Genomic DNA, 13,309 nt, shown 5'->3' on the forward strand with positions numbered 1-13,309 from the left:
GGACGGCTCAGCCGCCGCTCACCCACGCCTCGAGCATGGTGTGGGCGAGGGTGTCGGCCGCCGGCGGATCGAAGGGCGCGGCGTCGCCCCGCAGGGCCGCCGCGACCTCCTCCCGCGTGAACCAGCCGACCTCGGCGAGCTCGTCGTCGCCGGGGGCGGCGACGCCGTCGAGCCAGCGGGCGAAGAAGCCGAGCATCAGCTCGTGCGGATAGGGCCACGGCTGCGACCCGAACCACCGCAGATCGCCGACGCGGACACGCGCCTCCTCGCCGATCTCGCGGACGACCGCCTCCTCCGCGCTCTCGCCGGGCTCGACGAACCCGGCGAGGAGGGAGAAGTCGCGCTCGGGCCAGCCGCGCTCGCGGCCCAGCAGCACCCGCTCCTCGTCGTGGACGAGGGCGAGCACGACCGGGTCGGTCCGCGGCCAGGCCGGCGCCGCGCAGCCCTTGCACCGCCGCTTGATGCCGCCCTCCTCCGGCGCCATCCGCGCCCCGCAGGCGCCGCACTGGCGGTGCCGGCGGGCGAACTCGACGAGCGGGAGCGCGTGGGCGACGAGCGCGGCCTCGGCGACCGGCAGCAGCGGCGCCACGACGGCGAGGTCCGCCCACCACGCGCCGGGCGCGAGCGGCCCCGGCTGCGCCACCGGTGCCGCGAACAGCGGCGCGTCCCCGTGCAGCCCGACGAGGATGAGGTCCCCGTCCGGCAGCGGCTGGAGACCGGCCAGCGGCACCAGCTCCAGCTGCGGCCCGCGGGTCGCCGTCCGCACCGGGATGCGGCCGGCCGGTGCGCGCGTGGCGCTGCGGGCCGGCAGGGCGACACGCAGCGCCCGCGCGCGCGGATCGCGGGCCTGCGCGGCCAGCCACCCGCCGTCCGGGCGCCGGGCCGACGCCCGGTCGTGCGTGCCGCCCGTGTGGACGATCCGCCGCTCAGACATCGCCCCGCCTCTCCGCCGGCGCGGCGGCCAGCAGGTCGAGGACGTGGGCGATGCGCCGCGAGCGCTCCACCGGCGCGGGGGCTTCCTCCTCGCCGGCGACCAGACCGAGCGCCTCGTGCCGCGTGGCCGCGACCGCGAGCAGCTCGGCGGGCTCGCCCTCCCCGGCGCCCGGGCGGACGACGACGACCAGCGGCCGCGCGTCGTCGGCCAGCAGCCGCAGCCCGTCGCGGCCCGCGACCGGCGCACCGGCCGTCAGCGCCCGCGCCGCGAGCGCGCCGATCTGCGCCCACCGCACGCCGGCCCAGGGGCCTGAGGCGTCCGCGTGGCCTGCCACCAGCTGCGTCGGCTGCGCGCCCAGCGTCCAGCGGACGCTGCGGCGCACCCGGCCGGCGAGCAGCGCGATCGCGGCGGCGAGCACCACGATCAGGACGAGCGCCGTGCGGATCGACGTGGCGTGCGCGACGAACCCGATCAGCGGCGGCCCGGCGAAGAACCCGGCGTAGCAGACGGTCGTCACGAGGGCGAGCTCGTGCGGCCGCTCACCGGTCGCGGACATGACCGCCGGGAAGATCCCGGCGGCGCCGAGGCCGACGACCGCGAAGCCGGCCAGCGCCTGCGTCGCGGTCGGGGCGGTGACGACGAGCAGGCCGCCGGCGCCGACGATGGCCGCGCTGCCCGCGATGACGCCGCGCAGGCCGAACCGGTCCGCGAGCCGCGGGCTCACGAGCCGGCCGAGCACCATCATGAACGCGAACCCGGTGTACGCCCAGCCGGCCAGCTCGGGCCGGTGGAGCTGCTCGCGCAGGTAGACGCTGCTCCAGTCGGCGACCGTGCCCTCGACCATCAGCACCGCGATGCCGACGCCGGTCAGGAGCAGCAGCCGGCGGTTCGGCCGGCCCATGCGGGTGCGCGGCTCGCGCCGGTTGGGCAGCGCGAGCGGCGCCGTGAAGGCCAGCGCGAGGCCCACGAGCGCGACGACGCCGAGGTGCGGCCACGCGCCCCCGCCGGCCTGGATGGCCGCGCTGGCGATGAACGCGCTGGCGAGCTGCCCGACGCTGAACGCGGCCTGGAAGTAGGCGTTGAGCGTCCGCCCGGTCGCCTTCTCCAGCGCGCCGGCCTGCGCGTTCATCGCGACGTCGAGGCCGATGTTCGCGGCGCCGGCCAGGAACAGCGCGGCGGCGACGAGCAGCGCCGACGTCGTGCTCCAGTAGCCGGCGAGGCCGATGCCGCCCGCGTACAGCGCCATCGACGCGACGAGCACCGCGCGGGTGCCGAGCCGCGCGATGGCCCGCGGGACGAGCAGGCCCGCGGAGAGGAGGCCGAGCGGCATGGCCATGAGCACCCAGCTCATCTGGGCCTCGTCGAGGCCGAGCGCCGACTTCGCGCCGCCGACGTGCGGGAACCAGCCCGCGGCCGTGCCGCCGTTCATGAAGAACACGGCCGCGAGCGCGACCGCGCCGAACGCCGCCAGCGTCCGTGCTGACGTGTGGTTGGACATTCCTTGCTCCTCGTGGGTGAGGGGCCGGGCGGGCCGCGGTGCGGCCCGCCCGGCGGAATCGGATGGGAACGTGCGGGTGGATCAGCCGGCCGGCGTCAGGTCGGGCCGGATCGGCCGGCCGCCCTGGCGGGCGGACTCGTACGCCGCCGCGACGAGCCGCATGAGGTCGACTCCGCGGGCGGCGTCGACCGGGGCGCGGCCCGTGCCCTGCCGGATCTCGTACAGGCGCCGGAGCTGCGCCGAGTACGTCGGGTGCTCGGTCAGCGACGCCGGCTCCAGCAGCTCCGTGCGCTGGTAGACGCCGCCGGTGTGGCTGATCGCCACCGGCACCGGCGGGACCGGGTCGGTGGTGGCGAGCGGCACCCGGAGCGTGCCGAGCTCGAACGCCAGCTCGAACCCGACGCGCTCGCCGGGCTCGAGGTCGGCCTCCCAGCTGACTTCGAACTCCAGCGTCTGGCCCGCCTCGAAGAGCAGGCGGCCCTTGACGTGGTGCTCGACGTCGAGCCCGGTGCCGGTCAGCAGCCGCAGCTGAGAGCCGCGGTAGCCGTAGGCGCGCATCTCGACCGAGGCGACCGGGGGGAACCCGAGCGCCGCGAGCGCCGCGGCGAGCGGGTGGAGCCCCAAGTCGATGAACGCGCCGCCGCCGTGCTGGGTGCGGACGGTGGCGGCGTCCCACGGCGGGATGCCGTGCGCGCGCGTCCACGCGGCGCGCCCGTGGAGGAACGCGCCGAGCCGGTCGTTCGCCAGGTAGGGCTCGACCGCCGGCGTCTGGAACGCGTACTTGAGGCCGTACATGATCGTGCGGCCCGTCTCCTCGGCGGCGTCGCGCATCGCGACGACGTCGTCGAGCGCGATGGCCGGCGGCTTCTCGCACAGGACGTCGAGGTTCGCGCGGAGCGCGAGGACCGTCGGCTCGCGGTGGAGCGCCGGCGGCGTGGCCACGATCGCCACGTCCGCGTCGACCAGCGCGAACGCGTCCCGGAAGTGCGTGAAGTGCTGCGCGCCGACCGAGTCGGCGAGCGCCGCGGCGCCCGGGCCGGGGTCCGCGATCGCGGCGATGGTGAACCGCTGCGGGTCGGCGAGCATCGCCCGGTGGTGGGCGTTGCGGTAGTGCGCTCCCGCGCCGACGACGATCACGCGCACCGGCTGGGTGGGGTTGTGGTTCATCTCTGTCCTCCGTGACTCGGGCGGCATCCCTGCCGCCCGTCGGGTTCCTCCGGCCCTGCGCCGGAGGCGGCTGTGGAGCGGGCGCCGGCTCCGTGCCGGCGCCCGCGGGGGTCAGGCCCTACGCGGGCCTGGGATCACCAGGCGAACCAGTAGGCCGCCTGGCCGTTGGCGACCGCCGCCCGGATCTCCGGCGCGTGCCGCCGGAGGCGGTTGAGCGCCGCGACGAGCAGCTCGGCGCAGTCGTCGCGCAGGAGGAAGGCCCACTCGACGCAGGCCACCTCCTCCAGCGCCCGCTCGGCGACCGGCGCCGGCGGCAGCGTGGTGATCAGCGCGCGGTGCTCGTCGCTGATCGCCGCCGAGTGCGACGTGCCGGGGAAGTACGGGTTCCGGTCGTCGCCCATGGTGAGCGACGGGTACGGGCCCCGCACCTCGTAGCCGATCTCCGCCTCCAGCGCCCGCCAGACGACGTCGGCCGGCAGGCCGAGCTCCGGCGTGATGCGGAACGCCAGCTTGTAGACCTGGCTGTCCGCGCCGCGCTGCCGGCCGAGCGGCCGGACGCCGGTGACGAAGCGCAGCGCCTCGTCGATCCGCCGCGCGTTGCTCTGGAGCTTGGGCAGCCAGTCGTCGCGGTACCGCTCCAGCTGGCAGGCGTACGGCGCGGCGACGAGCGCCGGGAGCCGGAACTGGTCCGACTGCCACCGCTCGTCCCGGCCCGGGACCGGCCGGCCGCAGGTGATGCGCGACTCGATCTGCTGGTGGAGCCGCAGGTCGTTGGTCGCGATCCAGCCGGCCTCGCCGCCCTTGGCGTTCTTGGACTCCTGGCCGGAGCCGGTCATCACGTCGACCAGCCCCAGGAGCGAGCGGCCGGCGAACCGGCCGCCCGGGCCGTGGGCGAAGTCGAGCCCGAGGTGGATCCGCTGGCCCGTCCGCTCGGCGATCTCGTCGACGAGCCGGCGGAACGCCGCGACCGCCGGCAGCCGGTGGTACAGGCCCACCAGCCACAGGACGAGCGGCAGCGGCTCGCCGGCGTCGATCCGCCGCTCCAGCTCCCGGCTCGCCTCGGTGAGGCTCATCGTGAGCGTGGCCTCGTCGACGTCCACGATGACCGGGACGCCGCCGAGCGTGAGGACGTTGCCGGCGGTGGCCTGCCACGTCAGCGCCGGGACCATGACGCGCGTCCCGGCCACGACGCCGAGGCTGGCGTTGGCCAGCTGCAGCGCGTGCGTGCCGTTCGTGCACAGCGCGACGTGCTTGGCGCCGGTGATGTCGCGCAGCGCGTCGGCGGCGCGCTCGTGCCAGGCGCCGCCGCTCCAGACGTTGCTGCGGACGACCTCCAGGACGGCCTCCTCCTCGCGGCGCCCGACGGTGCCGGGGTGCGGGAGCCGCTCGCCGTCGGCGAGCGGACGGAGCGGGGTCCCACCGCAGATGGCGGGCAGGCCGGCGATGTCGAAGTTGCTCATGAGCGCGATGTCCTTCCGTGACATCGGTTCGGGCCTCGTGGCGACGAGGCCCTGGACCGCGGGCGTCTCCCGCGGTCCGAGGGGGTGGGGCGCCGGCGGGTTGCCGGCGCCCCGAGGCGGATCAGGCCTGCGAGCGGTCGTGCTGCCGCAGGCGGTCGATCGCGCCGTGCATCCGCGTCAGCGCCGCGTCGACCAGCTCGACGGCGCCCTCGTTGAGCAGCGCCTCGTGCGGGACGACGACGCCATTGCGGACGATCTCGGCCCAGCCGTCGAACGGCTGGCGCGTGGCCGCGAGCGCGGCGCGGTACTGCACGTCACGCTCGGCCCGGGACGGGAAGACCGCCTCGGGCTGCCAGGTCCGGTCCGCCCAGCAGCCCGGGTAGGGCGACTCGAACGGGATCCCGGTGAGGTGGGTGAGCGCGGCCCGCAGCGTGGGCGTCGAGACGCCCTCGAAGCAGTCCTCGCCGCGCCGGCTGGCGTGCTTGTACTGCGGCCCGTCCACCTCGTGGACCTGCGGCACGAAGCCCCAGCGGCTCATGACCGCGTCGAGCTTCGGCCACGCCTCCTCGCGCACGCGCATCTGCGCGGGCACGTCGGGGAGCTGGTGGTGCATCAGCGCCGCGAGGATGCGCGGCATCCGGCTGTTGCGGCCCATGGTCGTGGCCGCGCCGGGCACCGAGCGCCCCGTGTAGACGATCGAGGTGAGCGTGGCGTGCACCCGCGCGTCGGCGGCGCTGACGCCGCCGCCCTCGCCCGTCGTGATCGGGCCCTTGGAGCTCTGGAAGCTCGTGGCGAGCCCGTCGCTCCACTCCACCAGCGGCCGCCCGCGGTACCGGGCGACCTGGGCGTGGGCGGCGTCGATCAGCACGAGCAGCCCGTGCTTGGAGGCGATCTCGCCGATGCGCTCCAGGTCCGGGACGCCGCCGTACATCGGCGGGACCAGGAGCGCGCGGGTGCGGTGGTCGATCGCGGCCGCCATGGCCTCCGCGTCGACGCCCCAGGTGGCGAGGTCGGAGTCGACCATCACCGGGGTCATGCCGGCCTGGAGGACGGCGCCCCAGGAGCCCATGCCCCAGGTGCCCGTCGGGCCGACGACCGTGCCCTCGTCGAGCCCGTGGGCCCGCAGCAGGTGCGCGATCGCGTCCGAGCCGTTGTTGCAGACGACCATCGGGAACCCGAAGGTCTCCGCGAACGCCGCCTCGACCTCGGCGTTGTGGTCGCGCCGCTCGGGGGCGTCGAGGGTGACGACGGTGGAGTGGGTCAGGCCCAGGTCCCCGGCCTCCAGCGCGCGGAGGACCGCCGCCTTGTCGGCGCCCGAGAGGAGCGGCCAGCCCTTCGTCCAGCCGCGGACGAGCCGGCGACCCAGGATGGCCTGCAGGGTGGTGTTGTTGGACACGAGGTGTCCCCTTCCGATGCAGCCGCTCGCGGTGCGAGACGGCAGGCGTCACGACGGCCGGTCGGTCGTCGTGGGGTCGCTTCGTGACGCGGTGCGTGACGGAGAGACCCGGTGCCACCAGAGGGAGTCGAACCCTGGGCTGCTTGCGCGCGGACACCGGTCCGGGCAGGTGGCGTATGTGGAAGGTGCTGCGGGTGCTGCGGGTGCTGCGGGTGCTGCGAAGCGGCTGAGGCCGCGAGGGGTGCGAAGAACGCGAGAAGAAGAGAAGGCGCCAGCGTAGACGCCGGCGCCTCCTCCGTCAACCTCTGTCATTCAACGAAGCGCTGCTGGATGTTCAGCGAAGCTCCTACGACGGCGCGGCGAGGCCGAAGCGCGCCGCGACGCCGGCCGCCCACGCGGCGAACGCGGGGTCGCCGGGCGCCGGGCCGGCGTCGCCGTCGCCCGGCGGCGGGAGCGGCGCCCCGGTGCTCGCGAGCTTGCGGAGCTGGCGCCGGGCCTCCGCCGTGTACGCCGCCGCGCCGGTCAGCTCGCCCAGCCGTTCGAGGTCGCGGAGCGGCCGGACGAGCTCGGCGAGCGCCGCGTCGAGCGCGGCGTCCAGCGTGCCGTCGGCCTGCCGCGCCGCGGCGAGCAGCCGTTCGAGCATCCTGGCGCGCCCGGCGACGACGTCGTTGGCCGGCAGGCCCCAGTCGTCCGCGGTCTGGGCGTCCGCGACGGCCGCAGCCGCCGTCGCGCGCAGGCGCGCGAGCTTCAGGAGCTCCGGCTCGTCCGCCAGGCGCTCGGCGATCAGGTCGGTGAAGGTGGTCATGTGGGTGGTCCCTTCTGCGAGGTGGGATGGGTCAGGCCGGGGGCCGCTGGCCGCCGGGGCACAGCCCGAGGGCGATGAGCGCGCTCTGCGCCCACCACCAGCCCGGCTGGAGGATCGGGCCGGGCCCCGAGCGCACGAGCGCGACCGACAGCCACGCCGCCGCGGCGACGTACGCGGCGTCGCGGTGGGACGGCCGGACGGCCGCGAGCTCGCGCCGCAGCGGCCCGAGGTGGTGCTCGGCGAACGCGCGCAGCCGCCCGCCGAGCGCGTCGGGCTCGCGGACGCGGGCGGCGTGCTCCAGCAGCCGCTCGGCGCTCGTGGCCGCGGTCGCGAAGGTCGGCGGCAGCAGGTCGTGCCGCGGGTCCTCCGCCCCGCACTCCAGCCACCGCAGCAGCGTGTGCGGCTCGTGCAGCGCCGCGGCCACGCCACCGGGCGGCAGGCCGAGGTAGTCGTGCGGGTGCGGCTCGCGCAGCCCGGAGTGGCCGCGGCGCTCCAGCGCGGGGGCCAGCTCCTGGTCGTCGTCGGTCGAGCCGAGCGCCTCGACCTGGTGGGCCTCGACGCGGTCGGCGGCGGGGACGAGCCAGTCGTGGAGCGCCGCCACGCCGGGGTGGCGCAGCCGCGAGGAGGCGCGCGGGTCGTGCACGACGACCGCCTCGACCGCCGGGCGGTGCTCGAGGTCGAGGCGGCGGACGCCGAGCAGCTCGACGCCCTCCGCCAGCGGGGTGCGCGTCAGCTCGACCCAGTCGGCGTGTCCGGACGCGGTGCGGCCGATGGTGAGGCGACCGTGGTCGCCGATGACCGGGACCGCCATCGGGAGGTCGCGCCCGTGCCGCATCGCGAGCGTCAGCGGCTCGCCCAGGCTGACGTCGGCGGTCAGCGCCAGCGCGGCGGAGTGGCGGTGCCAGCGCGCGAGCCCGCCGTGGGCCTCGACGTACCTGTCGCCGATGACCGTGTGCTTCATGTTCGCTCCTTCGAGGAAGGGGCCCGGCGCCACGGTGGCGCCGGGCCGGCGGGGTGGGTCAGCCGAGCAGCCGCGGGAGCGGCGCGCGGAGGACCGCGAGGGGGAACGTCCGAACGGGGCCGCGGCGCCCGAAGGCGACCTTGGCGTGGCCGTCCGGCACCCGGGTCGACGCGGTCGCGTGGCCCGTGTGGTGGTGCTCGTCCAGGTCCGGCGCGTGGACCCGCAGCGGGGTGCCCGGGGCGGGCGGCCCTGGCACCGGCGCGTGGCGCCAGCACAGCCGCTCGACCGCGCCGAGGATCGCGTGGTGCGGGCCGGCCGCCCAGACGGGCTCCGGCGGGGCGCAGCACGCGATCGCCCCGGTGGCCGCGCTCGCGCGCAGCCGGTCGACCGCGGCGCCGATCGCGTGCTTGGCGTGCGGTCCGTCCTCGAGGACGAGGACGAGCGACGCCAGGAGCGCGCGCCGGGCCTCCACCGCGGCGGCCGTCACGGGCCGCAGCAGCTCCAGCGCCCGGAGGCCGGCCAGGAGCGCCGCGGCGTCGCCCAACCGGCGCCGCGACAGGGCGCGCCAGTCGTCGACCCATGTGGTGAGGCGCCGGAGCACGACCCGGTGGTCCGGCCCGGGGCCGTCCCAGCTCGGGTGCACGCCGACGCGGACCTTGCCGCCGTGCGCGTCCAGCTCCCACAGCCCGCGCGTGCGCACGGACGGGTCGCCCGGGAGCGCCGCGAGCGCCTCGGCGGGCGTCCGCGGGAACGGGGCGACGGCGCGCGCCGCGGGCGGCAGCTCCTCCGCCTCGCTCGCGGTCTCGCGCCGGTGCCAGGCGTCGGCCGCGCCGAGCAGCCGGCGTGCGACCGCGACCGGGTCACCCGGCACCGCGCCGACCACGTCGGGCGGTGCCCCCAGCGCGAGCAGCAGCTCCAGCTCGAGGAGCGCCAACCGCGCGTCCGCCTCGGCGTCGTTCGGGAGCAGCCCCGGAAGCCGCCGCCCGGCGAGCCAGGCGTTGAGCGCGGCGGCGATCCAGGACCAGGGCCGGCCGACCCGTGCCGGCCGCCGGGCGTGCAGCGTGGCCAGTGCGGCGACGGCCCCGATCTCCCGCGGGGAGAGGTGGCCGAGCATCGCCGGCCGGCCGCCCGCGTGCTGCACGGCGATCGGGTCGGAGGTGACGAAGGGGACGTGCAGGCGCGTGTCCCCCGTGCCGAGGATCCAGGCGTGCGAGCCGGTGACGACCGGGAGCAGGGCGTCGTCCCGGAGCGCGGCGACGAGCCCGCCGTCGCGGGCTTCGGCGGCGCTCACGCATCGGCTCCGTCCGTGAGCGCGGGCACCGGGACGCCGGCGATCGCGTGCAGCCACCGGTTGTCCGCGACCAGGACGTCACGCAGGACCCGGCGCAGGTCCTCGGACATCGGGCGCTCCAGGTGCTCCCCGATCCAGGCGACCCGGTCGGTGCGCCGGGCGCGCCGCAGCTCGACCGCCGCCCGCACCGCGTGGACCGCCGCGTGGACGGCGCCCGGCAGGGCGCGGTCCGCCGGCGCCGGCGCGTGGCCCAGCACCCCGCGCTCGAACCGCGTGGTGGGCGGCCCGTACGCCGGCTGGGCCGGTACGGACAGAACCGTCTGGGCGAGCGCGAAGGCCTGGCCCAGGACCTGGATCTCGGCGAGCGGGTGGATCGAGCCGCAGGCGTGGTGCCCGAGGCGGTCGAGCATGCGCGTGTCCGGCGCGAGCCGCACCCACTCGGACTCCATCCGCACGACCTCGAGGAGGTACTGGCGGAGCGGGTCGGTGGGGTCGGCGTAGGGGAGCTGCTCGGCGACGACGAGCTCGGCCAGCAGCAGCTCGGCGACGCAGCAGCGGTGGTGCCGCACGGGGCGCCGCCCCTGGTCGGCGTCGAGGGCGTCGCGGAGGACGTCGAGGGTGGTGTCGGGCATGGTCGGTTCCTCTCTTGTCAGGGTCAGCACGGGGCGATGGAGACGGAGAGCTCGTACGGGCCGGCGGCCGCGTCCCAGGTGGCGCTCACGCTTCCGGGCCAGCGGGAGACGGCGTAGGCGTCGACGAGGTCCTCCTCGTGGAGCACCGGCGGCAGCGCCAGCGCGCGCCACGTGGCGGCGCGCCAGTCCTCGCCCGCGTCGGGCCAGACGGTCAGCTCGCCGGTGAGCCGCAGGTCGTCGCCGTGGTGGTGCCACTCGACGTACGCCGCCTCGGTCACCGGCGGCTGGACGCGGACCGGTCGCGCGAGGGTCTCCGGCGCCGCGTGGGCCGCGGCCGCGGGCGGGAACCCGGAGGCGACGAAGCCGGCCAGCGCCCGCAGCACGGCGACCGGGCCGCGGCCCTCGGCCTGGACGGCGCCGGCGATCGTTCCCTCCTCGTCCACCCAGACGATGTCCGCGTGGACCGGCGTCGCGAGCAGCGCCTCCAGCTCGCCGACGGTCACGCCGGTGTCGCCGACCGTCCACGTCGGGGCCGGCCCGCTCCCGGTCACGGGGACGGTGAGGAACGAACCGGGGAGCTGGAGCGACGCCGAGCCCGGAGCGGGCCTGGTGGAGGTGAGAGGCGCGATCGCCTCCCACACGCCCGCGAGCAGCTCGCGGGCGAGCCGCCGCCGTTCGGCGGCGACGATGGTGGTGATGTCGAGATCCATCGCTCATCCTTCCTGGTGGGTGTGGACGCCGAGGAGGCGTCCCTGGAACGTCCCGACCTCGGTCTGGTCGGGGACGCGGATGACACGCCAGGCGTCGGAGCCCGGGACGGGCTCGACGCGCCAGCCGGGCGGCACCGTCAGGTCGACGCGGCCGAGCACGCCGTCCACGTCCGGGGTGACGGTGAAGCCGTGCTGCGCGAGGTGCTCCGCGCAGCACGCGGTGTCGAGCAGCAGGCGCACGGGGCCGGTGTGCGCGGTGGGCGCCGGCAGGACCACGCGCTCGGGCGCCGGCGGTGCGGCGCCCGGGGCGAGCCCGACGGCGAGCGCCGCGCCCGCCACGAGGGCGAGCGCGGCGCACAGGACGGCCCAGAGCCTCGGCCTCATCAGGCGAGCCACAGGACCAGGAGCAGGGCGTTGCCCAGGACGCCGGCCGTCAGGAGCCGGGCGGCGAGGACGTAGGCCGCGGCGGGCCGCTTCCAGGCCCGCTCGGCGGCCGTGACCAGGGCGCGGGCCCGGCCGCGCCGGCGCTCCGCCCCGGCGAGCAGCCAGAGCAGCCCGCCGAGGAAGACGAGCAGCGCGGGCAGCGCGTCCGACGCGGCGAACAGCGTCAGGTAGGCGAAGAGCAGCGCCAGGAGCGCGCCCGCCGCGATGCCACGGCGTGCGTACCCGAGCGGCATCGGGACGCCGCGGCGGATGGCCACGACGACGACGCGGCGCGTGGCCCAGGCCGCGCCGCGTGCGAGGAGCAGCGTCAGGCCGCCGGCGAACGCCAGGACGACGAACGCGACGAACAGCCGCGCGGCGAGGCGGCCGTCGCCGGAGACGAGCGCCCCGAGGAGCGCGAGGAGCACCGCCAGGCCGAGGAGTCCGAGGCCGCGGGTGAACAGGCGCAGGGCGCCGGTGAGGAGCTTGATCATGACCAGACCTCCGTGTCAGGTCTCGAAGGGACCCTCCGGCGGTGGTGCCGGAGGGGACGTGCCGTGTCGAGCGGTGGTGCAGCCGGTCAGCCGCGGCAGGACGTGGTGAACGGCCACGTCGCGGGGTCGTACTCGGTGCCCGTGAAGGTGCGGACCACGCTGTCGCGGTCGACCAGCCACAGCGTGGCCGGGCCCTCGACGATCATCATCTCGGTGCCCGGGACGATCACGCGCGTGACGCCAGAGACGTACGGCTCGGCGCACGCGGTGACGTTGCGGCCCCAGAACGCCTGGGCGCCGGTGACGCCGTCCTCGGAGCGGACGTTGCGGTAGCTCACCTTCACGGCGTCGGGGCAGCCGCCCACGAAGTGCACGCCGAGCGCGGCGGCGCCGGGCACCGGGGACAGGGCGCCGGCGCACTCGCCGGTGGCCTCGGCCTGCGCCCACCAGGCGGCGATGGTCGCGGCGTCCGGCTTCGCGTCCGGGATGGGCGCGGGGTCGGGCGTCGCGGGCGAGGCTCCGGGCCGGGGCGCGGAGCCGGTGCCCGGCGTGGCCGGGGCGGTGGTGACCTCCGTCGCCTCGGGTGTGGCGCCCGGGGCGACGTTGGAGCGGATCGTCCCGACGGTGATCGCCAGGACGACGAGGAACAGCAGCGCGGTGATGGCCAGGGCCACACGTCGCGCGGTCACCACGGGGTGGTGGCGGAACGGGTTGGACGAGGGTCGCATGCGACGCCTCCGTTCTGGTCTCCAGGGTTGGGACCGGCAGTAGGTCAGCGCGATCGCGGGAGTGCGAAGGGCTGTCGGGTTCCTCGCTTCGGGGCTTCGGAGCGCGGCGCCTGGAGGTCCTGCGGATGGTGCTGCGGGGCCCTGCGGTGCTGCTGGTGCTGCGTGTGGCCGAAGCCGGGATCGCTGAAGAGCGAAGAGAGAGAAGAAGAGAGGAGGTGCGAACGTACGGCGCGGGCCGCGGGGCGTCAAGCCTCGTGCGGGCGTTCCGGGCGCGCGGGTGTCGGGCGCAGGTTCGGCGAACGTCGTGTGGGGCTTCGCCGGCCCATGGATGCTGGGCTTCCGGTTGGGCGAAGCCGCGCCGGCGGGGTGGCCCGGCGAAGCGCGTGCGCGCTGCGGCGGGGCCCTGGAGCGCTGCGCCGGGGGTCTGGCGCAGCGCTTCGCCGGTTCAGCGAACGAGCGGCGACGCGCCAACGCGCGCCGCCTCGCCGATCAGGGGGTGAACTCGCCGCCCCAGTCGCCGTCGCCGCCGCTCGAGCCGCCCGAGCTCCCGGAGCCGCTCGAGCCGCCGGAGCCGCCCGTGCTGCCGCCGCCGCCCGTGGGCGGGGCGACGGGGGCCGGCGTGGCCGGCGCCGGCGTGGGCTGCGGGGCGGGCGTCGAGGCGGCCGGGGCGGAGCGCTCGGCCCGCTCCCGGCGGGCGCGCCGCGCGGCGGCCCGGGGGTGCGCCCGGGCCCATGTCCGTTTTCGTGCCGCGACACAGAGGGGGACCCACCAGTCCCGCGCCGCCCGCGCCTCCCCAACGATCTTCCTGAG

At 76.9% G+C, this 13,309-nt stretch carries 13 protein-coding genes and 1 pseudogene; all 14 read right to left on the minus strand.

Going from position 1 to position 13,309, the window contains the following annotated elements; genetic code table 11:
* Positions 1-7: 7 nt before the first annotated feature.
* Positions 8-934: an NAD(+) diphosphatase gene (gene nudC, locus AC1UE5_RS27670; RefSeq protein WP_482929181.1), complete on the minus strand. Its 927-nt coding sequence runs from the start codon at positions 932-934 to the stop codon at positions 8-10.
* Positions 927-2,432: an MFS transporter gene (locus AC1UE5_RS27675; protein ID WP_482929182.1), complete on the minus strand. Its 1,506-nt coding sequence runs from the start codon at positions 2,430-2,432 to the stop codon at positions 927-929. Before AC1UE5_RS27675 ends, nudC begins: the two co-directional genes overlap by 8 nt.
* 81 nt (positions 2,433-2,513) lie before the next feature.
* Entirely contained in the window at positions 2,514-3,599 is a 1,086-nt protein-coding gene (locus tag AC1UE5_RS27680) for a Gfo/Idh/MocA family protein (RefSeq protein ID WP_482929183.1), read from the minus strand.
* Positions 3,600-3,733: 134 nt separating this feature from the next.
* Complete coding sequence (locus AC1UE5_RS27685) at positions 3,734-5,059, minus strand: DegT/DnrJ/EryC1/StrS family aminotransferase (RefSeq protein WP_482929184.1); 1,326 nt, start codon at positions 5,057-5,059, stop codon at positions 3,734-3,736.
* A gap of 121 nt (positions 5,060-5,180) precedes the next feature.
* Positions 5,181-6,455: an aminotransferase class I/II-fold pyridoxal phosphate-dependent enzyme gene (locus AC1UE5_RS27690; RefSeq protein ID WP_482929185.1), complete on the minus strand. Its 1,275-nt coding sequence runs from the start codon at positions 6,453-6,455 to the stop codon at positions 5,181-5,183.
* 346 nt (positions 6,456-6,801) lie between these two features.
* On the minus strand, positions 6,802-7,260 hold the full coding sequence (locus AC1UE5_RS27695) for a hypothetical protein (RefSeq protein ID WP_482929186.1): 459 nt from the start codon (positions 7,258-7,260) through the stop codon (positions 6,802-6,804).
* 31 nt (positions 7,261-7,291) lie between these two features.
* Positions 7,292-8,221 (minus strand): hypothetical protein, encoded by a 930-nt coding sequence (locus tag AC1UE5_RS27700; RefSeq protein WP_482929187.1) that lies wholly within the window; start codon positions 8,219-8,221, stop codon positions 7,292-7,294.
* A gap of 58 nt (positions 8,222-8,279) precedes the next feature.
* Positions 8,280-9,512: a hypothetical protein gene (locus AC1UE5_RS27705; RefSeq protein WP_482929188.1), complete on the minus strand. Its 1,233-nt coding sequence runs from the start codon at positions 9,510-9,512 to the stop codon at positions 8,280-8,282.
* A complete protein-coding gene (locus AC1UE5_RS27710; protein ID WP_482929189.1) occupies positions 9,509-10,144 on the minus strand; it encodes a hypothetical protein in 636 nt (211 codons plus the stop codon). The genes AC1UE5_RS27705 and AC1UE5_RS27710 overlap by 4 nt, the downstream gene beginning before the upstream one ends.
* 23 nt (positions 10,145-10,167) lie before the next feature.
* Complete coding sequence (locus AC1UE5_RS27715) at positions 10,168-10,854, minus strand: hypothetical protein (protein ID WP_482929190.1); 687 nt, start codon at positions 10,852-10,854, stop codon at positions 10,168-10,170.
* Positions 10,855-10,857: 3 nt separating this feature from the next.
* Positions 10,858-11,238 (minus strand): hypothetical protein, encoded by a 381-nt coding sequence (locus tag AC1UE5_RS27720; RefSeq protein ID WP_482929191.1) that lies wholly within the window; start codon positions 11,236-11,238, stop codon positions 10,858-10,860.
* Positions 11,238-11,771, minus strand: coding sequence for a hypothetical protein (locus AC1UE5_RS27725; RefSeq protein WP_482929192.1), 534 nt, complete (start codon positions 11,769-11,771; stop codon positions 11,238-11,240). The genes AC1UE5_RS27720 and AC1UE5_RS27725 overlap by 1 nt, the downstream gene beginning before the upstream one ends.
* Before the next feature lie 86 nt (positions 11,772-11,857).
* Positions 11,858-12,499, minus strand: coding sequence for a hypothetical protein (locus AC1UE5_RS27730; protein WP_482929193.1), 642 nt, complete (start codon positions 12,497-12,499; stop codon positions 11,858-11,860).
* A 489-nt stretch (positions 12,500-12,988) separates the two neighbouring features.
* A pseudogene (locus AC1UE5_RS27735) lies at positions 12,989-13,309 on the minus strand (hypothetical protein); the annotation flags it as partial.

It is taken from the genome of Parviterribacter multiflagellatus (assembly GCF_056863265.1).